Below are 22162 nucleotides of genomic sequence, written 5' to 3' on the forward strand. Positions count from 1 at the left end.
TCTTACCCCCTAAGTGAAAATAAGACCTACAGAGCAGGTCTTACTGATTCGTATCATTATTTTCATATGCATGGATAATCCGCTGAACGAGCGGATGACGAACAACATCGGATCCTTTCAAGTACACAAAAGAAATACCCTCTACATTCTGGAGGATTTGTTCCGCAATCCGAAGACCGGAGTGCACTCCTTTTGGTAAATCAATCTGTGTGATGTCACCAGTAATCACCATTTTTGACCCGAAGCCTAGTCGAGTTAAAAACATCTTCATTTGAGCAGGTGTTGTATTTTGGGCTTCATCTAAAATAACGAAAGCGTCATCCAATGTTCTTCCACGCATATAAGCAAGCGGGGCAATTTCAATAACTTCCCTCTCAATTAACCTTGCCGTATGTTCAACTCCTAAAACATCGTGCAACGCGTCATAAAGCGGACGTAAATACGGGTCAACTTTCTCTTTTAAATCACCTGGTAGAAAACCAAGGCTTTCACCTGCTTCAACAGCAGGTCTTGTTAAAATAATCTTCTTCACAAGACCTTTCTTCAACGCATCGACAGCCATCACAACGGCTAAATACGTTTTACCCGTTCCAGCAGGACCAAAGCCAAATACTAAGTCTGTTGCCCGTATCCGGTCCACGTATACTTTTTGGCCTAATGTCTTTACACGAATGGACTTTCCTTTCATATTCTTCGTAATTTCATCTTCAAATAATGCTTCAAATTGATTGATCGTTCCTTTTCTAGCCATCTCTACCGCATAGGCGATATCTCTTTCCGAAAACGATATGCCTCTTTGAATTAAAGAAAGTAAAGAAAACAGCACTTGTTTTAGTACTTCAACCGCTTCCACACTGCCTGAAGCTTGTACTTTCTCTCCGCGTGAAACAATACGGATATCCAAAAGGGATTCCAGATGTTTTAAATGCTTATCATTGTTTCCGAATAAAGCTAGCGCTTCGGTTGGATCTTGTAATTGTAAATCAATATCAGTTAAATTTCCTGCCATACTTAATCTCCTTGGTTTATCGGTTGTTCAACAGCTATATTTTCTTCTACCGTGATGTACAAGCTTAGTTTTACTTTACCATGACGGATGGTTTCATGCAAAACTTTTTCCGTGATAATTTCAGCATCTTTCCCAAGCCTTCTTTGCAAATCTTTTTTAGCTTGGCGAATACCGGCCTGTATTGCTTCTTCTCGTGTTCTCTCACTGTACCAAGGAGTACTCTCGAGCCTCTTTTCAGCTGTAAAGTAGATCGGAGGACGCCATCCAAAAATATCTAATTGATATTCATCTGTTTCTATCAACTCATGTTCAAAATGTTCAAAACGAGTGGGTGGCCAAATCGGAATAGATAATGAACCGAATTTAATTCGGTATTTTTCATTCGTATTGCCAGTTAATTCAACATGCTCTGCTGTTAAAGGGACGTTCACTTCCGCTTTATACCAAGTTGTTGCGATAATCTCACCATCTGCAGCAACCAATTCGAATTCCTGCTTATCTTCTTCCTCGTCAATGATATTCAGCTTTTCAATTGCTCCAGAAACAAGTACATCCCCCTTCTCGACCACATCATTGACCGTTACTTCAGGCATTCCTTTTTTCACATACATATATTGGATAACACCGCTCTTACCAGCAACTAAATGCCTTGGACCTGCTGGCTCTTCCTTTTCGATGATGAGTTTTTCCACCCCTTCAAGATAAAAACTTGTCCCTTTTTTATCCACACCAATCCAAAGCAATTCCGGCACATCTTCGAGCAATAATTGTTGGATTTGATTAGGAGATTCGATTGAGAAAGTAAACGCTCCTGGATAAACACCATAACTAGTTAATTGTTCCTTGATTTTATTTTCCAATTCTTCCGGAACTCCTGTTACCGTTACTTGCCATACCATATTGGAGAGGATAAAGAATAATAATAAACTAAGCAGAAGACCGATTAACAAAGGTTTTTTTCTGCCGACTCTTTTCTTAAAAAAAGGTAATCCATGTTTATTCAAAAAATGGATTTTAAATTTGCTTCCACGCCGAAGTTTGCGGATTTCCTTCACATCTTTAAGCAACACGCTTGCTGTACATTGGTTAACATGAACTTTTTTTATTTCCCAAAGCATAATTCCATTCCGCGCGCATTGTTGCAAGAATTGCTCCGGGTGGTCACCTGTGACTTGAATCTCTACAACTCCTGATAGATAGGATCCTTTTACAGATTTCATATGTCCTCCTTTTACAATGAACTAGGTATATATTTTATTTCCTCAATTTCTCCTTCTAACAAAATTTCTTCTGGGAGCATTTGTTTCAAGACAAAGGAAGTACCGAGTATTTGTACATATCCATTCGTCGTTTTTAATTTCAATTCTGTCTCGGAATATGTCTCTAGTCCTTTATGATTCTCAATATACAGGTGGAAGTTGCCGATTATCGTAAGTCGCGGCAACTCCAGCAAAATATCGGAAGGAAGTGCTAAATAGTTAACCATTAAGTTGCGGAACTTCAGATGCCATTTTTTCACGGATACATCCCCCTCTTCTCTATATGTATGAACGACTAAAATGATTAAGACCTTGATAAAAACAAAAAACCATTAGCTTTGCACCGAGTAAATCGATGTGCTAATGGCTTTTTTTATCTTTTATAACGTTCAGATGTGACACTCTGGTAAGGTTTCATGGAACGAGGTCTACCTAATACTTCGGCCATAATAATTCCGTTGATCAAACCTTTCTTCTTCAAGCTCCGGCGGATATCTTTCTTTAATACTTTCTGCTCCTCCGATAAGCTTTTCAATACTTCCATTTGTTGACGGCTGATGAAGTCATCTATATTCCCATCCGTGATGTTTATATCTGCGGCTCCCCTATACCTTTCCTGTAATCGTTCCATTTGATCCGGCTGTTCTTCTTCCATCCTCTTTGGTGTAGCGAGGGTTACCGTTGCTTCTTTCGGTTTTGGCTCTATTTTAGTCGGCACAACCTCTTTAGGGCGCTCTCGTACGGTTTCTTTCCGAGTAGCTGGTCTTGGTTGCCCTTGCTGTCTAGTCTGTGACTGCTGTGGCCGATTTGGGCGCTGTTGTTGTTGTTTTTTCTGTTGTTCTTTATTACTTGAAAGCATTCCGATAATTCCTGAGATGATCAAAATAACCAGGAACATATTTTCAAAGATAAATTCGAAAATCTCGCCCATTACTTCCCTCCTTTACAGGAAACAAAGAAGTGATTAATTGTTATCATCATTGTCTTCCGTTAGTTTACCGATTGTATCGCGCATTTCCGTGTCCGCCCCAATATTGCGGTAATTCATATAATCCATGACACCCATATTGCCTGAACGTAGTGCTTCTGCAAGGGCACGCGGAACATCTGCTTCAGCTTCCACAACCTTCGCGCGCATCTCTTGAGTTCTTGCAACCATCTCTTGTTCTAGAGCAACAGCCATGGCTCGGCGCTCTTCCGCTTTCGCTTGAGCAATTTTCTTATCTGCTTCCGCCTGGTCGGTCTGTAGTGTCGCACCAATGTTCTTACCGATATCAACATCGGCAATATCAATTGAAAGTATTTCAAAAGCTGTTCCTGCATCTAACCCCTTAGCAAGTACAGTGTGGGAGATAGAATCAGGATTTTCCAGTACTTGTTCATGTGTATTAGAACTACCAATTGTACTAATAACCCCTTCACCAACACGGGCAATTACTGTTTCTTCACCTGCACCACCGACTAGACGGTCAATGTTCGCTCTTACAGTAATTCGTGCCAAAGCTTTTACTTCAATTCCGTTCATGGCAATACCTGCTATAAACGGGGTTTCAATCACCTTTGGGTTAACACTCATTTGTACCGCTTCTAAAACATCACGGCCAGCAAGGTCAATCGCTGCTCCTCTTTCAAAAGGAAGTTCAATATTCGCACGGTGTGATGCGATAAGCGCATTTACAACACGATCAACATTACCGCCAGCAAGATAGTGACTCTCCAGCTGATTGATTGATACATTAAGTCCTGCCTTATGTGCTTTTATAAGTGGATTAATCACCCGGCTCGGCACAACCCGACGTAAACGCATCCCGATTAGTGTGAAGATGCTCACCTTAACACCTGCTGCGAGTGCACTGATCCACAGTGTGACTGGAATGAACGTGAATAGGATTGCAAGTGCAATAATAATCACGGCAATAATAATAAGTGGTAAAACATCAAAACCCATAAAAACTCCTCCTAAAACAATAATTTTTTATTCTACTATCTCTCGAACCACAATTCGCATTCCTTCTACTTTCGTTATTTTAATCTTTTTCCCTTTGTCGATAAAGCTGCCTTCTGACACAATATCGAGATATTCATCACCGAATGAGCCGGTTCCAGATGGACGTAAAGGAGTGAGCGCCACCCCCTCCATACCGATCAACTCGAGACGGTTTACACTTGATACATACCCAAGTTCCGTTGTTGTCTGGTCTTTTAATATGATATGGCGGAACAAGCCTTTATCCGCCCCAATTCTTCGGTATAGGAATATCGCAGCAATAACCGCAATAATAAACGAAATACTAATACTAAGTGCCATATGACCGAGATCATAACCTGACATGAATAAGGAGCCTAATACTGCACTGATTCCCAACAGACCGGCAATACCACCTGATAAAAAGAATTCCAAAACGATGAGAATGATTCCGACAACTAATAGTATAATGGCTTCCATTCCAGCTAGTCCAGCGACAATATGCCCATAGAAAAATAGGATAAGTGCGATAATTCCCATTGTTCCAGGTATACCGAATCCAGGAGAATACAGCTCAAGAACGAGTCCAAGACTTGCGATTGAAAGCAAGATCGGAATGACAGTCGGGTGAGTTAAAAATCTTGCTACTTCTTCCGCAAGCGTCGTTTCTGTTTCAACGATCGTCGCATTTGTCAAATCAAGCTCTGCCAATAACTCTGTACGATGATTGACAATTCCTTCCGCATAGCCTACTTCCACCGCTTCATTTGGACCAAGTGTAAGGTACTTACCTTCAGGTGCCCCGTATTCAGGCAAATCAATGGATGGGTCTGCCATTGCAGCAGCATATAACGGATCTCTCCCCTTTGATTCAGCAGCACTTCTCATGGCTGCTAACCAAGCGGATTGCGCCTTTTCATCGGCAGCATTTCCATCCCCGGTAATTACCCCACTCGCCCCCATCGTTGCATGTGGCCTGAAATAAATAGTATCGGTGTTAAGGGCAATATAGGAGCCTGCTGAAAGTGCTTCGTTTACAATAAATGAAGTGTTCGGGATTTCCAGACCTTGTAATAGTTCTGCAATTTGTCCGGCAGAATCCACTCTCCCTCCAGGTGTGTTGATTTCAAATATGATATGGTCGGCATTTGACTCAATCGCTTCATTAGTCGTTCGTTTTAAAAACGCTTCAAGTCCTCGTTCCACCTCGCGTTCAATTGGAATAACATAAACAAGCTTTCCAGTTCCTTCCCCGTGAGCCTTGTTCGTAAAAGTTGGTAGAAAAATGAAGATTACAAGTAATGTTAATAATATGTAGTGCAGGATCTTTTTGGCAGGCAATTTAAACACCCCCTTCGTTGGTATCTTACTATACGGATAAAAACAATCATATGTTTCACTTTTTAAATTTTTTTGCAGAAGATACCGTTTCCTACTAAAATACTACCACATATCCTTCAGTTATGAAAATTTGTATAGAACTAAAAAATGGTCCCGATATCACCAAGATGATGATCGGGACCATTTTAAGGGTATAAAAGACTGATTAGCATGCTAACTCGTCTTTCATTTCAATTTTTCTTCAACAATTTGCTTTACTTGAGAGCCGTCTGCTTTACCTTTGGTTAATGGAATTACTTTCCCCATTACTTTTCCAATATCTTTCATCGATGTTGCATTGGCTTCTCGAATAGCTTGTTCTACAATTTTCTCCGTTTCCTCTATAGACAGTTGCTTCGGCATATACTGCTCTAACACTTCTATTTCAAACTGAGCCTTGTCAGCAAGGTCTGCTCGATCCGCAGAAGTAAATTCCTGGAGGGATTCTTTTCTTTGTTTGAGCTCTCTGGACAAAATTGTTAGTTCTTCATTTTCCGAAAGATGTTCTTTTCCTAGCTTGATCAATTCATTTTGAATCGAAGCCTTTACCATGCGAATTACAGTAAGGGTATCTTTATCCTTCTTCTTCATCGCTTGAATCATATCTTGATTAAGCTTTTCAAGTAGAGTCATTTACGCTAACACCCTCTTCTTAGTATCTACGCTTTCTTGCTGCCTCCGATTTTTTCTTCCGTCTTACGCTAGGTTTTTCATAGTGTTCACGCTTGCGATATTCTTGCAATGTACCACTTTTCGATACATTACGCTTGAAGCGACGAAGAGCATCCTCAAGAGACTCGTTTTTACGTACGCGAGTTGAATTTGACATGCTTGTTTCCCTCCCTCCGAAGCAAAAAACAAAAATTTCTACATATGAAAATCAAGTCACATGCTTCCTAAATTATAATATAAGCAGGCGTGCTGGTCAACTTAAAGTTTTGAAAAGAAAAGATTTAATAGATTTCTTGTTCTGTCATTCCTTTGCCACTTACGTATCCCACTCTAATTCCTCAAAATGATAAGAAATACTAGCTAAAGCATATATTGCTGCTGTTTCTGTACGAAGAATCCTTGGTCCAAAACGAACTGCCTGAAAATCGCGTTCCGTTAAAGCTTTAGCTTCATTCTCGGAAAAGCCGCCTTCTGGACCGATGCAAATGATAAGGTTCATTCCCCGTTGCAGCTTCTTTAACACTGTTGCAAAAGATTGAAAATCACTTGATCTAGCTTCTTCCTCATAAGCGAAAATACAAGCATCATATTGTTTACTAAGTTCAAGCAGTTGTTTCAAAGTTACAGAATCTTGAATGGTTGGGATTAGGGAACGATGACTCTGTTCGCTAGCTTCTTTGACAATCTTCTCAAAACGCTGCTGTTTTTTGCGCATTTTTTTCTCATCCCAAACAACAATCGAGCGTTCCGCCTTATAGGGGATAAAAGAAGTTGCACCAAGCTCAGTTCCTTTCTGGAGAATCAACTCAAATTTATCCCCTTTTGGCAATCCTTGTGCAATCGTCACATTGATCGGCAGTTCAACATCTTGCCGAACCCATTCCATAATCCTCGCGGTTACCTGGTTGCTAGATATTGCTTCAATTGCACAAATCGCTGTAGCTCCATTGCGTCCTGTACAAATAATTTGATCACCCGGTTGACTCCGCATGACTCTGTAAATATGATGAACATCATCTCCTATAATCGTTACCGCTTCGTCTGACCATTGTTCATCTTCGAGGATAAAATATCTTTGCATGCCTTTCACCTACCGACCATCAAGATTGCTTGGGCTTTCTTGCTATAATAGAAATCCAATCTTCCAATTCATTCTGTTCTATAACTTCAAAACCTTGTCTTCTTAATTCTCCAAGAACCATTTCTTGCTTATCCTTAATAATTCCGGAAGTGATAAAGTAACCGCCTGCCTTTAAATTATTCCATGCATCGTTAATAAACTTCACAATGATTTCAGCTAAAATATTAGAAACGATGACGTCAGCATCTAAGTGTATTCCTTTTAATAAATCATTTTGCTCCACGGTAATCTCGCTCGCCAAGTCATTTAATTGAATATTGGCCTTACTGCTCTTCACCGCAACTTCATCCAAATCAAATGCATGGATTTTTGCCGCGCCTAATTTAGCAGCAGCGATTGTTAAAATTCCAGAACCGGAGCCGACATCAATAACCTTGTCTTTCGCCTTTAAATACTTTTCTAGTGCTTGGATACTTAAGATAGTTGTCGGGTGAGTACCTGTACCGAATGCCATTCCGGGATCCATTTCAATAATGACTTCATGTTCATTTGCAGGTCGATACTCTTCCCAAATCGGTTTAATAGTTATCGTATCAGTCACTTGAACAGGCTTATAGTATTTTTTCCATGCCGTTGCCCAATCTTCTTCATGAACATCAGTTAAGACAATTTCATTTTTTCCTAGGTCGTGAAATGTTGCTAATGCATTAATCCTTTTTGTAATTTCATTAATCGTGTCTTTTAAATGGCTATTGACAGGTAAATAAGTTTTAATCCGGACACCTTCATCCGGATAATCTTGTGGATCCAGCTCATATATTTCGCCAAATTGTGCTTCTTTCGCTTTTACCAAGTCAAGTGGATCTTCTATAACTAATCCGCTTGCTCCAGTTTCTTGCAATATATAGGAAATGGATTCAATTGCTTCGTTCGTTGTATGAATGCAAATTTCTGTCCAGTTCATTTTATCCATCCTAACCTATTGGATTCGATATGTATAAAGATGTTGCGGGAAACCGCAACATCTATTAATCACCTTTAAATGCTTTTTTAAAACGCTGAAAAAAATTGGTGTCTTGTTCTTCGGTTGAATCATTACCACCGATTTCATTGAATTCTCTTAGAAGTTCTTTCTGTTTCTCAGTTAATTTCGTCGGTGTTACGATACGAACTTGAATATGCTGGTCTCCTTGACCGCGACCGCGAACGTTTGCGACACCTTTACCACGTAAACGGAATGTTTTACCTGTTTGTGTACCAGCAGGTATCTTCAGCTTAACTTTCCCATGAACAGTAGGTACTTCGACTTCATCTCCTAAAGCTGCTTGTGTGAATGTTAGTGGGAGCTCACAGAAAATATGGTCGCCATCCCGCTCGAAATAATCATGTGGTTTCACACGAACGACAACGTATAAATCTCCTGGTGGCCCTCCATTAACACCGTCTTCTCCTTTTCCTGCAACACGGATCTGTTGTCCTTCATCAATCCCAGCAGGTATAGAAATGTGGATTTTACGGCTCTTCTTCACGCGGCCGTCACCATGACAGGTTGAACATTTTTCTCGAACGATTTTACCTGTCCCATTACAGTAATGACAAACTCTGCGATTAACAACTCTGCCAAATGGTGTATTCTGTTCTTGGTTTAACTGTCCTGAACCATGACAGTGGGAACAGGTTTCCGGCGTTGTTCCAGGCTTGGCACCACTTCCATGACAAGTACTACATTCTTCTTCCCTTGGAATGGTTATATCGAGTTCTTTACCAAATATAGCTTCTTCAAATTCTAGTGTTACTGTATATTGCAAATCAGCACCTTGTCTTGGTGCGTTCGGATCACGGCTTCTTCCACCGCCTCCAAAGAACATATCGAAAATATCACCGAAACCTCCGAAGTCTTGTGCATTTCCAAATCCGCCGAAACCTTGCCCGGAAGCACCAGCATGACCGAACTGATCGTATTGCGCCCTTTTCGTGTCATCACTCAATACTTCATAGGCTTCCTTCGCCTCTTTAAATTTCTCTTCGGCATCCGGTTCTTTACTCACATCTGGATGATACTTTCTTGCCAACTTACGGTACGCTTTCTTTATCTCATCTTTAGATGCTCCTTTATCTATTCCTAGAACATCATAATAATCTCGTTTACTCAAAGTTTAATCACTCTCCTGCCGAACTTTAACATACGTTTCATCATATCACTTTCCCCAAAGTAATAGCAACTAAGGGGATAAATTAAGTTCGCTGTAATTATCCTGAAAAAAGTCAAAGTCAAGAGAATCCTGACTTTGACTTTTTCGTTAAAATCTATTTATTATTTTCTTCGTCATCTACTTCTTTATAGTCTGCGTCAACGACATCGTCATCTCCAGACGCTTCCGTTGCACCGCCTTCTGCTTGTTGCTCCTGTTGCATTTGCTCATATAATTTAACAGAAAGTTGCTGTACATGCTGCTCAAGTGCTTCTTTTTTCGCTTTAATATCTTCAATATCAGTACCTTCTAAAGCTTTTTTAAGCTCTTCTTTAGCAGACTCTGCTTGGGCTTTATCTTCTTCAGATACTTTATCACCAAGATCAGTAATTGTCTTATCTGTTGTGAATATGAGTTGATCTGCTTCGTTACGAAGATCTACTTCCTCACGGCGCTGTTTATCCGCTTCCGCATTCTCTTCAGCTTCTCTTACCATCTTATCTACTTCTTCATCGGATAGACCAGAAGAAGACTGGATTGTGATCGATTGCTCTTTATTTGTACCTTTATCTTTTGCACGTACGTTTACAATTCCGTTTGCATCAATATCAAATGTAACTTCGATTTGCGGGACACCACGAGGTGCTGGCGGAATATCCGTTAGTTGGAAACGTCCAAGCGTTTTGTTATCTGCTGCCATTTCACGCTCCCCTTGAAGTACATGAATGTCTACAGCTGTTTGGTTATCTGCAGCAGTAGAGAATATTTGAGAGTGGCTTGTTGGGATTGTTGTATTTCTTTCAATCAGCTTCGTTGTTACGCCGCCCATTGTTTCAATTCCAAGTGATAGTGGTGTAACGTCCAGTAATAATACGTCCTTAACATCACCAGCTAATACCCCACCTTGGATAGCAGCCCCAAGCGCAACCACTTCATCAGGGTTAACTCCTTTAGAAGGTTCTTTACCAATTTCTTTCTTAATTGCTTCTTGAACTGCAGGAATACGAGTAGAACCACCAACTAGAAGAACTTTATCAATATCACTTGCTGAGAATCCAGCATCTGATAATGCCTTACGTGTCGGAACCATTGTACGTTCTACTAAATTAGAAGAAAGTTCTTCAAATTTCGCACGAGATAACGTCATTTCTAAATGTAATGGCCCAGCTTCTCCTGCTGTAATAAACGGTAGTGAGATTTGTGTTTGGGAAACTCCAGATAATTCTTTTTTGGCTTTCTCTGCAGCATCTTTCAAACGCTGTGTAGCCATTTTATCCTGTGAAAGATCAATGCCGTTTTCTTTACGGAACTCTTCCACCATGTAATCAATAACAACCTGGTCGAAATCATCCCCACCTAGACGGTTGTCTCCTGCTGTAGCAAGTACTTCGAACGTTCCATCACCGATATCAAGGACGGATACGTCAAATGTACCTCCACCAAGGTCGAATACAAGAATTGTTTGATCTTCATCTTCTTTATCAATTCCATATGCCAAAGCCGCTGCAGTTGGCTCATTAATAATACGCTCTACTTCAAGGCCAGCGATTCTTCCAGCATCTTTCGTAGCTTGACGCTCTGAGTCATTGAAGTAAGCTGGTACCGTAATAACTGCCTTATCAATTTTTTCTCCAGTATAGTCTTCTGCATATGCTTTAATGTGCTGTAAAATAATTGCAGAAACTTCTTGAGGTGTATATTCTTTATCCTCAATTTTTACTTTGTAGTCTGTACCCATATGGCGCTTAATGGACTGAATTGTATCCGGGTTCGTGATTGCTTGACGTTTTGCAATCTCCCCGACTTGCCTTTCACCATTTTTAAACGCAACAACAGATGGTGTTGTCCTGTTACCTTCCGGGTTCGGAATTACAACAGATTCTCCACCTTCCATTACTGCCACACAAGAGTTTGTAGTACCTAGGTCAATACCGATTATTTTACTCATACTTCTCATTTCCTCCTTGACTGAATCACTTATTTATTAACTTTAACCATAGATGGTCGGATCACGCGATCTTTTAACATATACCCTTTTTGTAATTCCTCAACAATGTGGTTTGATTCGTGAGCTTCATCTTCAACTTGCAGCACAGCATGATGCAAGTTTGGATCGAATTCTTTACCCTCCGTCTCAATAACTTCCACCCCATTGTTTGTCAGGACATCTTGCAATTGACGGTAAACCATGGAAATCCCTTCAATCAGATTACTCGTAGCTTCCGTCTGTTCTACTTGTAGGGCTCGTTCAAAGTTATCAAGCACTGGTAGCAAGTCATTCACGATATCTTGAGCCTTATACTTCCGCTCAGCTTCTTTTTCCTTTTGCGTACGTCTTTTGAAGTTATCATATTCTGCCTGCAATCTAAGTAAGCGATCGTATAAATCATCTTTCTCTTTTTGAAGTGCTGCAAATTCATCATCATTAGCAGCTGTTTCTTCATCCGTAATAACTTCTTGCTCAGCTTCTTCGACAACATCCGCCTCTTCTGCTTTTATTTCTTCATTTGCTTGTGCTTGCTCTTTATTCTCTGCCACAAGCGACACCTCCACTCACTATATTTCCGTAAAAAACCAGCAGAAATGGTGGTAGGGAATTATAGACACAGGTGCCTTCCCCTGCCACGCATCGAAACTGCTCACTCTTTGTCCTTATACCACATATATAAGGTATTTGTCATTTCATTCGACAATCCTTTTAGTAACGAAATAACTTTACGATACTCCATTCGTTTCGGACCGAGCAGTGCAATTGTACCAATCTGCTCTTCCTCATGACGGAGGGATGAAGTGATCAAACTGAAATCTTTAATTGCTTCTACTTCATTTTCATTCCCAATCGTCACTTCAATACCTGGGGTCGAATCCTTAAGTAACTTAATGAGCTCATCTTCTTTATCCATCAAAGTATAAAAAGAGCGTACTTTGTCGATATCATTAAATTCAGGCTGCATCAGCATGTTCGATGTGCCGCTCACATATACCTTCACTGGATAATCCGTTAAAAAAATCGCTTTTAAATACTTCAAAGAGTTTTCGTAATCATCCAGATAGCGTTTCATAATGTCCGCCATTTCAGTATAAAATATATTTTGGAGCTTCACAATCGGAATCCCGACCAGCTTCTGATTAATAATATTTACGAGCTTTTCCAAGTCAGAAGCATTAATTGCTTCTGGCAATGAAACCATTCGGTGTTCGACATGTCCCGTATTTGTAATCAATATCGCAACAGCAGTCTGCGAAGAAAGTGGCACAATCTGCAGTTGCTTTAATTGGGTTTCAAAAATTTCAGGACCGAGAATGATTGCTGTATAACTCGTCAGCTCTGATAAAATCTCAGCCGACATCTGAACAATTTGCTCAAATTCATAGATGCCTTCTTGCACTAACTTGCTGACGATTCCACGATATTTATTATGAGAAACTGGTTTAATTAAATGGTCGACATAGTAACGATACCCTTTTTCAGATGGAATTCGTCCAGATGATGAATGCATCTTCTCAAGAAATCCAAGTTCTTCCAAATCCGCCATTTCATTACGGATTGTTGCAGCACTAAAAGGAATGGTTCCTTTTTTAGCTAGCACCCGCGAACCAACAGGATGGGCAGTGTCTATAAAGTCATCAATTATAACCTGTAATAATAATAGTTGCCTCTCAGTCAGCATGATGTTCACCTCTGTTAGCACTCCAACTTCTCGAGTGCTAATTCTATTTATAAACTATCAAATCGGCAGGTTTTTGTCAATAAACTTAGCTCTCCTCATTTTTTCTTCGAGTTCTTGATCGTCAAGGATAAATTCTTCAAATACAAGATTTGCTAGTAGCATCCCCTCATCCGTTAATTTCCAAACACCTTGTTTTACGGTGAGTAATCCTTGTCCTATCAACTTCTTAAGCTGTTCGCTGTAAAAGTCTTTTAAAGAAAGACCAAATTTATGCTGGAAAATCCGTTCATCATATCCGGCATTTTTCCGGAGTCCGAGCATTAATTCCTCTTCAATTTCCTCCCTTACTCCGATCTTATCAATTTCAAGGATCGGCTTTTCTCCACTTCCTGCTTTTTCGATATAAATAGGTAATGGACGAAGGTTGGCAATTCGCTTACCTGGAACATATCCAGATGCCCCCGCACCAAATCCATAATAATACTCATTATTCCAGTATGTTAAGTTATGCTTACTTTCAAACCCTGGCTTTGCAAAATTACTGATTTCGTATTGTTTCACTCCGTTTGCTGCCATCGACTCTTTTAACATTTGGTACATCGTTACCTCATCTTCTTCACGTGGTCGATGCAACAGTCCTTTTTTATGCCGTTTGTAAAAAACGGTTTGCGGTTCGATTTGCAGGGCGTAAGTGGAATAATGCGGTAACTTAAATTGTAGCGCTTCCTTCAATGATCGTTGAAATTGTTCTACCGACTGATTGGGGAGTGCATAAATTAAGTCAAGGCTTATATTCGTAAATTCTTTTTTCGAAAGAATATTTACGGTTTGATAAACATCTTGTACTCGGTGGGCCCGGCCCAGCTGTTTCAACATGTCATCGTCCATCACTTGAACGCCAAATGAAATTCGATTGATCCCGTACGCTTTTAATATATCCGCTTTCTCTTCGTCTATATCCCCGGGATTTAATTCAATGGTGAATTCTTCTAATCCGGCTATATCGAACTTCCGGTGTAACATCTCAAACATCCAAATTAATTGCTCTTTATCCAATGCGGTCGGTGTTCCCCCACCGATATAAATGGTACGAAGTTTATTCCCATCTCCAGGAATATAGCTCTCGATTTCTTTCTCTAGTGCCTGTAAATACTCTGTTGCACGTTTCTCCGTATAAAAATATTTAACGAAATTGCAATAATGACACATCTGTTTACAAAACGGAATATGGATATATGCTGATTGTATGGAACTCATCATGTACCTCTTTTCTTTATTTGAAGAATCTGGACAAAAAGGAAAAGCCTGAGAGCGTTTCGCTTTCAAGCTTTTCTTATCACATAGGAAACTATAAAACATAAATGCTGTGGATAAATAAGATATCCAGGGCTGGCCACGTCCGGCTCCAGCGCCCAGCAACTATCAAACTTCACACTCCTCCAATCGATAAGTCAACATCAACTCACTCCGTTCGTTGTGTTTCCTTTATCTCATTCCGGAGTGCTCCAGTTTGTACGTTGCTAAACGGGCGCTTCCGCCTTTGTTAATGTCATCTATTCATCATCCATTTCTAATACTGCCATGAACGCTTCTTGAGGTACTTCCACGGATCCGACCATTTTCATCCGCTTCTTACCTTCTTTCTGCTTCTCTAATAGTTTCCGTTTCCGACTGACGTCTCCACCATAAAGTTTCGCTGTAACATCTTTTCTAACGGCTTTTATCGTCGAACGAGCAACTATTTTATTTCCAATCGCCGCCTGAACCGGAACTTCAAACTGTTGACGAGGAATAAGTTTCTTCAGTTTTTCAACAATTTGTTTACCGCGTTCATACGCAAAGTCCCTGTGCACGATAAAGGATAGTGCGTCGATTGTTTCATGGTTCAACAAGATGTCCATCTTAACAAGTTGGGATTCTTTATAACCAATAAATTCATAATCAAAGGAAGCATAGCCTTTTGTGCTCGATTTTAGCTGATCGAAGAAATCATAAACGATTTCAGATAAAGGAATATGATAAATAACATTCACTCGAATATCATCTAAATAGTCCATATTAATAAATTGCCCACGTTTCCTCTGGGCAATTTCCATAACTGCACCAACGAAATCATTCGGTACCATGATAGTTGCTTCTACAAAAGGTTCGCTTATTGACTCAATCACTTGAGGATCTGGCATATCTGCGGGATTATCGACAACGAGTTTCTCGCCATTCGTCTTCATGACTTCGAAAATAACACTAGGTGCTGTCGTGATTAAATCAATGCCGAACTCCCTTTCAATCCGTTCTTGAATAATCTCCATATGAAGCAGACCTAAAAATCCGCAACGGAAACCGAAGCCTAAAGCTTGGGAAGTCTCAGCTTCATATTGCAAGGAAGAATCATTCAATTCTAAACGTTCCAGCGCTTCTCGCAGGTCATTATAATTATTGGATTCTACGGGATAAAGACCACAGAAAACCATCGGATTCAAGCGGCGGTATCCTGGTAATGCTTCTTTTGCCGGACGGTTGACTAACGTAACAGTGTCCCCGACTTGCGTGTCTCCAACATTTTTCATTGAAGCTGTAAAATAACCAACATCCCCTACTACTAATTCATCTGTAGATGTGATTTTCGGCTTAAACACACCGACATCATTCACTTCGAATTCTTTATCTGTCGAGAACATTTTAATTTTATCTCCGACTTTCATGGAACCTTCCTTAATACAAACGTAGGCAACTACACCCCGGTAAGGGTCATAAAGCGAGTCGAAAATAAGTGCTTTCAAAGGGTCAGCCGGATTACCAGCTGGCGGTGGAATTACTTCTGTTACCCGTTCTAAAATGTCTTCAATTCCAATATTAGATTTAGCCGATGCAAGAATAACTTCATCTGGATCGACGCCCAACACATCTTCCAGCTCCTGCTTCACTCTATCTGTATCCGCATTCGGTAAGTCAATCTTATTAATGACTGGAATGATCTCCAGGTCATTCTCCATGGCAAGATAGACGTTTGCTAAAGTTTGGGCTTCAATTCCTTGTGCGGCGTCCACAACTAGAATTGCCCCTTCACAAGCTGCAAGACTCCGCGATACTTCATATGTGAAATCGACGTGCCCTGGTGTATCGATTAAATGAAAGGTAAAATCCTCGCCTTTTTTACTTGTATATTCGAGCTGAACGGCATTCAATTTAATCGTTATTCCGCGTTCACGCTCCAAGTCCATTCCATCGAGGATTTGTTCTTTCATTTCTCGTTTGGAAATTGCCTTTGTGTTTTCTAAGATACGGTCAGCCAACGTCGACTTTCCGTGATCGATATGGGCAATGATAGAAAAATTACGTACGTTTCTTTGTTCTTTCACCATTCCTGTTGTTCACTCCTACAACCCGATTTAGCTTGATTGTTCCTTTACCGGGCATATAAATTTGGTGATAAATGCTAGCATTGATTATAGCAATAGAGACAAGGATATTCAAGAACAAACGTATGCCAAGCGCTATTTACACTCAAAACTTTAATGCATCAGCTTTCCTGAAATCCACATCCGCCACACACTACCTTCGCATATCCCAAGAAGCCTAATAAGCCTACTCCCTTACGCGTTCTCATCGCTGCTCCTCCATCCCCTAAGAGTCTCGGTGTATGGGCCTGCAAAGTCGAAAAGAAGCTTTTACTCTTCAGTAAAACAATCTCGATACTTGGTATAGTAGTTCGACGACGATTTCATAGAAGAAGTTTACGATTGTTTCAAGTGCTGAGGCCGCTTTATAGGCTGGAGTGGAGTCGGTTGGGGTGAGTGTAGTTTCTTCGATAGGTTCGTATGTGTTTCCGACTTCCACCGCCCGCCGTTCCTCTGCCTCAATATTTGGTTGCTCTTCCCGCACTTCTGCAACCTCTCTTGGTTGCTGCTCATAAGCGCTTCTCTCCTGGTTGACTCCATATAAAGCGCCCCCCAAAAAGCAAACGGCAAATAATAATAAGATGGTAATGAAACGCATTTTCTCTCCCCCCCTTAGTTTCCTTGTACAGCTTCGGCATCCCAGTAATGATCACTGAAAACGTCAACTAGCGCTTGAACCGTCCGATATGTTTCTTCTAATGTATTATCAACTCCGCCGATTTCAAGAACCAATAGATTTTCTGACAGGTCTTGGTTATAGACGCCATTATTATTGGCCCCGCCTTGAGGAACGACTCCTCGACTTAACCCGGGATATTTTTCTTCTAGTTTATTATGCAGACTTTCAGCCAGTTCGAAATTCTTTTGAAAGGAAGGATTATCTTGCCCAATAACGAACATAATACGGGCATAGATTTCTCCATTCACTTCTTTTGTCGTAACATCTCGCGGCATGCTATCTCGGTGGATATCAAATGCATATTTCAAGTCTCCGTGCTGGGAGAATGCTTCCGCTACAACTTCTCGCGATGCGTCATACGACTTCCAGTATTCCCAACCTCTATCCAAAAGCACCTCACCAATAATATCTGTATCGTCTACAATTGCTCCGATTCCTTTTTTAGCCAAATCTTCCTTCATTCGCTCAGAAACTTTTGTAATATTTATCTCCCCGTGATGGGCAAGGTTAGAATCATCCACATCAGGTAAATGCGGCAAGAACGCTTCCCGGTTATGTGTGTTATAAATAAACACCGTATCCTGTAAATCTTCCGCTTCTTCCGGCGGCGCTTCTTCTGTTTCCTCTTTTTCTTCATAAACAGCTTGCCTCTCCTCTAATACATCTTCCAGTGGGAAACTTGATTCAACTGGTAAATTGGAATAATCCGTTCCTTCTCCCGCAATTAGTATTTCTCTGTCGTATCTTGAAAACCCGGGTAATTCATTACCAAGTAAACTTCGGAAATCTTGCGGTTTAATACTTGTCACTAATTGAAATAAACTTTTGGAAAGTGTATGTAGTTGATTATGTTCTTCGTAATGAAGCATGAGCGCTCTATTTTCCATGCCTAATAAATTCAGAAAAACGGAACCGTCAATATCACTAGTCCACTTTGAAATCATACTGGAAGATAATCGGTTGGCAGGTGGCGTTGTTGTCATATAACCAACAATGACAAAGATAAGGAAAAAGCTTGCTGCTAAAGCTAAAAGCTTTCGTACTCGTCCAAATGAGCGATTATTTTTAGAATAAAACATGATTCTACCCCCCTGATTTCCTGTACAATTAACTCTATGACAGAAATCTAGTTGGTAGAACCATGTTTTCTAGTAAATATAGTAATTATCTTGTAAAGCTCGCAGATTCACTTCCATCAATATTCTCATGCAGGGCATGGTTTATTCCTTCTGCTAACAGATGAGCCATATCGAGCATGAACCCATCTACTTCTTTTGGCGTAACCATCAGATTATGACCAATCGGGGTCAGAACCTCGGAAATTAGCTGCCTCTTCTCTTCCTCTGTTAACCCCCCTACAATTCCAAGTACTGTCTTACGTTGTTCAGAATCAGGAAGATCTTCCTCCGTAAACTTCTTTGAACCAAATGCAAGTCCACCCGGCGTTAATGCTTTACTTGGTAAATCTTTTTCTTTCCATTCCCTTCCAAAATGTTTCAATAAAAAATCGATTGTATCACTCGTAATCGTTACCGCATCAACAACCGTCGGTACTCCAATTGATATAACCGGGATTCCGAGTGTTTCTTTACTAAGTTCTTTTCGTTTATTCCCTACCCCAGAGCCGGGGTGAATCCCCGAATCAGACAATTGTATCGTTTCATTTACTCTTTCAATCGACCGAGCGGCAAGTGCGTCAATCGCAATGACAAAATCTGGATCAAACTTCTCAACAATCCCTTGCACAATGTCACTCGTTTCAATTCCTGTCACTCCCATGACTCCAGGAGTGACGGCGGCGACTGGGCGATAACCCTCTGTCACAGTCTCGTAATCAAGCCTAAAAAGATGGCTTGTGACTAAGATTTTTTCAGCTGTCATTGGTCCGAGCGCATCTGGTGTAACATTCCAATTCCCAAGACCTACAATTAACCCTTCCGCATCTTGCGGAACATCGTTCTTCTTTAATAAGTTACGAAGTTCCATCGCAAGAATATCTGCCGCTGCCTTTTGCCTTTTTGTATCCTGTGTCTTGACTCCATCCGCATAAATCGTGACATATGCACCTTCTTTTTTTCCAATTTGTTTTGCTCCCGCTGCATCTATATCCACGTAAGAAATCCTTACCCCATCTTGGTCTCTGTCTTTAACGATGATCCCTTGAATCTCACTCGCTGGTTTTTCTTGCTCTACATACATATCCCTTGCTTCTATCGCTAAGTCTGTACGAACTTGATAATTTTTCTTATCGTCCATTCCGCTTCCTCCCAGTAATTACAAATATTTTTCCTGTTATCCTTAGAATGAACGAAAGTGCTATGATTCATGCACAAAAGATAATATAATAATTCTGTTGAAAACTTAAGCCTAGTTTGGTAAAATTACTTTGTTAATGAAAAAGCGATACGAAGAGATGGTTGAAAAATAAAAATGCTTTTATTAACCACCCAATTCTTCTATAGGAGGTGTCATCATGGCTAATATTAAATCTGCTATCAAACGTGTGCGTACTAATGATAAGAAACGTTCACTGAACCTAGCAAAAAAATCTGACATGCGTACTGCCATTAAACAGGTAGAAAAGTATGTAGAAGCAAATGATGTGGAAAATGCTAAAACAGCACTAAACGCAACAATCAAGAAGATTGATAAAGTTGTCCAAAAAGGTATTATTCACAAAAATAATGGAGAGCGTCATAAAACTCGTTTAATTAAAAAAGTGAATAATCTAGGTGCATAAATAAAAAACGATCCAAGCGCGCTGGATCGTTTTTTAATTTTTCCTTTATGCTGTTTCAATTAAATCATATAGCATCAATTCAAATGCCATCTCTTTCTCCATTTTTCCTGATTTTATCGTTGCATCTGTGTCTGCCAGCTGAATGATAATGCGTTCTAACTTATCTACAGTGAATTGACGTTCCCGGTTTAGAGCAATTTTTACAACGTAAGGGTGCACGCCAAGCTGTTTTTGCATTTGAAACTGACTATATCCCTGCTGCTTTAATAATTTCACCCGTAATATCGAACGAAATTGGAACGCGATTAAAGAGATCATCGCAATCGGCTCTTCTTTCATTTTTAATAGATCTTTAAAAATCCTGATTGCTTTATGTAAATCCTTTTCAATCACTGCGTCTACTAAACGTAATGCCGAACTATTCGTCGTATGAGAGACAAGCTCTTCGGCAATATCTTTTGTTACTTCACCGTTCGGACCAACATAAAGCGCTAGCTTCTGCAGTTCATTTTCCAATTGATGCAGATTGTTCGATAGCTCAGCCTCCATTATTTCATACGCTTCATCCTTAATTGTCACTTGCAATTGGCTTGCGATAGAGTTTACCCATTGTTTTAAATCATTATCTTTGATTGGATTGCAAACCGCAACAGCTGCATGCTTTTTCAGCAGCTTACTTATTTTCTTTCGTTCATCAATTTTCTCATATGGAGCTATGATGACAAGAACCGTATAATCAACAGGTGCTGCTAAATACCGTTCAAGTGCAAGCAGATCGTGTTCGAAAGTTAATTTATCAGGTTTCGCTTTTAAAAAGACCGGATTTTCAGCAATAACCAATTTCCGTTCACTAAAAAATGGATACGTTTCTGCATCCCCTATCGCCGCCTCTATTGGTACTTCTTCCAGGTCATAGACAGCTAAACTGTCCTCGTCATTTGCCGCTACCTTTTCAATTAATTGCTGTTTCAATTGTTGGAGGAAAAAGCTTTCGGATCCATAGAAAAAATAAATTGGTGCGATTTGTTTTTTCTTAATTTGTTTCAATACATCCATATATGACACGCAGAACCACTCCAGTTATGTATGTTACTACTTTTGATTGTATCATAACAATGAAGCACAATATATCAAAGAACTAATTTTATTTCTTCCAGCAACTTACTCAACCTTCGCAGCCTGAAATAACTAGGAAATTCCCTTTATAAGATCCAAAAAGTCTATTAATCGCTTTCATACAGCGTAAGTGTCTAGCTCTTTCAGTTTTTTTGGCGTTCTAATTACCGTACAGTTGCCCGGCGGACGGATGCTTTCCACGGGCACGGCCTCAGCCTCCTCGGAAGAAAAACGCTTCCTGCGGGGTCTTCGGACTCGTGCTTTTCCCGTTGGAGTCACCGTCCGCCGGGCAACTGAACTGGTAGAGAGGGTTATTATTAATGGAAACTAACCCACCACTATGATAAGCGATCTAATTCCTAAAATGAAAAATAGTGTTCCAAACTAGGGCCTTCCTCGGAGCAGTCCAGACACCTCGAGACTCCTGCAGGAGGATAGGCATAGGTGAGACCCCGCAGGGCGACAGCCCGAGGAGGCTCACCAGCCGCCTGCGGAAAGCGAGAGGTGTCTGGACTGCGAACCTCCAGGTAAGAGTTGCACTTACGCCGTATGAAAGCTTCTGTGGTTTATTTTATGGATTGTGATATACCCCATCCCTTCGAGTGCTTGATAGGATAAACTACTTTTAGTATTTAGATGCGAAAATAGAGCAACTTATATTACAAGTGGATTTTTCATTCTTTTTATCTTATACTAGTGTTGGATGACAAGGAGGGGTATGATGAACGAATTTGAAAATAATCCACAATCTAAAAACAATGACGTGATCGATTCAGGATTTGGTTTTGTGTTTTCATTTTTATTCTTTTTCCTAATTTTTGCGATTGGGGTCGTGTTTAACGTTATCGGTAACTAAAAAATAAAAGCATTCCAAAAGAGGCTGGGACAAAACTCCAGTAAACAAAAAATTAAGGCGTGGGATCTACACTAAAAAGTATAGATCCCACGCCTTTTTTGTCGCTATTTTTGTAAACAAAAAGGACACCTTTTGATAAAATT

At 40.3% G+C, this 22162-nt stretch carries 22 protein-coding genes; 2 read left to right on the forward strand and 20 right to left on the reverse strand.

Translation table 11 applies throughout. The features are described 5' to 3' along the window. Positions 1–40 precede the first annotated feature (40 nt). From GN217_RS11475 to gpr, 19 genes are all read right to left on the reverse strand, one after another. Positions 41–1009: a PhoH family protein gene (locus GN217_RS11475; protein WP_156856817.1), complete on the reverse strand. Its 969-nt coding sequence runs from the start codon at positions 1007–1009 to the stop codon at positions 41–43. Between the two features lie 2 nt (positions 1010–1011). After that, positions 1012–2229, reverse strand: a complete 1218-nt coding sequence (gene yqfD / locus GN217_RS11480; RefSeq protein WP_156856818.1) for a sporulation protein YqfD — start codon at positions 2227–2229, stop codon at positions 1012–1014. Positions 2230–2240: 11 nt separating this feature from the next. After that, positions 2241–2528 carry a sporulation protein YqfC gene (gene yqfC / locus GN217_RS11485; RefSeq protein WP_229782596.1) on the reverse strand — a complete coding sequence of 96 codons (288 nt, stop codon included), beginning with the start codon at positions 2526–2528 and terminating at the stop codon, positions 2241–2243. A gap of 113 nt (positions 2529–2641) precedes the next feature. Then, positions 2642–3199, reverse strand: coding sequence for a hypothetical protein (locus GN217_RS11490; protein ID WP_156856819.1), 558 nt, complete (start codon positions 3197–3199; stop codon positions 2642–2644). Between the two features lie 33 nt (positions 3200–3232). Continuing rightward, entirely contained in the window at positions 3233–4216 is a 984-nt protein-coding gene (floA, locus tag GN217_RS11495) for a flotillin-like protein FloA (RefSeq protein ID WP_156856820.1), read from the reverse strand. A 27-nt stretch (positions 4217–4243) separates the two neighbouring features. Then, positions 4244–5575: an NfeD family protein gene (locus GN217_RS11500; RefSeq protein WP_156856821.1), complete on the reverse strand. Its 1332-nt coding sequence runs from the start codon at positions 5573–5575 to the stop codon at positions 4244–4246. Between the two features lie 225 nt (positions 5576–5800). Continuing rightward, a complete protein-coding gene (locus GN217_RS11505) occupies positions 5801–6247 on the reverse strand; it encodes a GatB/YqeY domain-containing protein (RefSeq protein ID WP_156856822.1) in 447 nt (148 codons plus the stop codon). Between the two features lie 19 nt (positions 6248–6266). Then, the gene (rpsU, locus tag GN217_RS11510; protein ID WP_156856823.1) at positions 6267–6443 is read right to left on the reverse strand and encodes a 30S ribosomal protein S21; all 177 of its coding nucleotides are present in this window, start codon (positions 6441–6443) and stop codon (positions 6267–6269) included. 159 nt (positions 6444–6602) lie between these two features. Continuing rightward, positions 6603–7367, reverse strand: coding sequence for a 16S rRNA (uracil(1498)-N(3))-methyltransferase (locus tag GN217_RS11515; protein ID WP_156856824.1), 765 nt, complete (start codon positions 7365–7367; stop codon positions 6603–6605). A 19-nt stretch (positions 7368–7386) separates the two neighbouring features. Further along, positions 7387–8331: a 50S ribosomal protein L11 methyltransferase gene (prmA, locus tag GN217_RS11520; RefSeq protein WP_156856825.1), complete on the reverse strand. Its 945-nt coding sequence runs from the start codon at positions 8329–8331 to the stop codon at positions 7387–7389. A 64-nt stretch (positions 8332–8395) separates the two neighbouring features. After that, the gene (gene dnaJ, locus GN217_RS11525) at positions 8396–9520 is read right to left on the reverse strand and encodes a molecular chaperone DnaJ (RefSeq protein ID WP_156856826.1); all 1125 of its coding nucleotides are present in this window, start codon (positions 9518–9520) and stop codon (positions 8396–8398) included. A gap of 154 nt (positions 9521–9674) precedes the next feature. Continuing rightward, positions 9675–11507 (reverse strand): molecular chaperone DnaK, encoded by a 1833-nt coding sequence (gene dnaK / locus GN217_RS11530; protein WP_156856827.1) that lies wholly within the window; start codon positions 11505–11507, stop codon positions 9675–9677. Between the two features lie 29 nt (positions 11508–11536). Then, positions 11537–12097 (reverse strand): nucleotide exchange factor GrpE, encoded by a 561-nt coding sequence (gene grpE, locus GN217_RS11535; protein ID WP_156856828.1) that lies wholly within the window; start codon positions 12095–12097, stop codon positions 11537–11539. A gap of 101 nt (positions 12098–12198) precedes the next feature. Continuing rightward, on the reverse strand, positions 12199–13230 hold the full coding sequence (gene hrcA / locus GN217_RS11540; RefSeq protein WP_156856843.1) for a heat-inducible transcriptional repressor HrcA: 1032 nt from the start codon (positions 13228–13230) through the stop codon (positions 12199–12201). A 57-nt stretch (positions 13231–13287) separates the two neighbouring features. Then, a complete protein-coding gene (hemW, locus tag GN217_RS11545; protein WP_156856829.1) occupies positions 13288–14487 on the reverse strand; it encodes a radical SAM family heme chaperone HemW in 1200 nt (399 codons plus the stop codon). A gap of 296 nt (positions 14488–14783) precedes the next feature. After that, positions 14784–16592: a translation elongation factor 4 gene (gene lepA, locus GN217_RS11550; protein ID WP_156856830.1), complete on the reverse strand. Its 1809-nt coding sequence runs from the start codon at positions 16590–16592 to the stop codon at positions 14784–14786. A gap of 313 nt (positions 16593–16905) precedes the next feature. After that, positions 16906–17226 (reverse strand): hypothetical protein, encoded by a 321-nt coding sequence (locus GN217_RS11555; protein ID WP_156856831.1) that lies wholly within the window; start codon positions 17224–17226, stop codon positions 16906–16908. Between the two features lie 14 nt (positions 17227–17240). Then, positions 17241–18386 (reverse strand): stage II sporulation protein P, encoded by a 1146-nt coding sequence (gene spoIIP / locus GN217_RS11560; protein WP_156856832.1) that lies wholly within the window; start codon positions 18384–18386, stop codon positions 17241–17243. Positions 18387–18471: 85 nt separating this feature from the next. Beyond that, positions 18472–19563, reverse strand: a complete 1092-nt coding sequence (gpr, locus tag GN217_RS11565) for a GPR endopeptidase (protein WP_156856833.1) — start codon at positions 19561–19563, stop codon at positions 18472–18474. A 217-nt stretch (positions 19564–19780) separates the two neighbouring features. On the opposite strand from gpr, the gene rpsT reads away from it, so the two are divergent. Beyond that, positions 19781–20047, forward strand: coding sequence for a 30S ribosomal protein S20 (rpsT, locus tag GN217_RS11570; RefSeq protein WP_156856834.1), 267 nt, complete (start codon positions 19781–19783; stop codon positions 20045–20047). Positions 20048–20092: 45 nt separating this feature from the next. Here the strand turns inward: rpsT and holA are convergent, their stop codons facing one another. Continuing rightward, a complete protein-coding gene (gene holA / locus GN217_RS11575) occupies positions 20093–21103 on the reverse strand; it encodes a DNA polymerase III subunit delta (protein WP_340454864.1) in 1011 nt (336 codons plus the stop codon). Between the two features lie 781 nt (positions 21104–21884). Between holA and GN217_RS11580 the strand changes: the two genes are divergently transcribed. Then, positions 21885–22019 (forward strand): YqzM family protein, encoded by a 135-nt coding sequence (locus tag GN217_RS11580; protein ID WP_156856836.1) that lies wholly within the window; start codon positions 21885–21887, stop codon positions 22017–22019. Positions 22020–22162 lie beyond the last annotated feature (143 nt).

The sequence above is a fragment of the Oceanobacillus sp. AG genome (genome assembly GCF_009746545.1).
Classification (GTDB): Bacteria; Bacillota; Bacilli; order Bacillales; family Amphibacillaceae; genus Oceanobacillus; species Oceanobacillus indicireducens.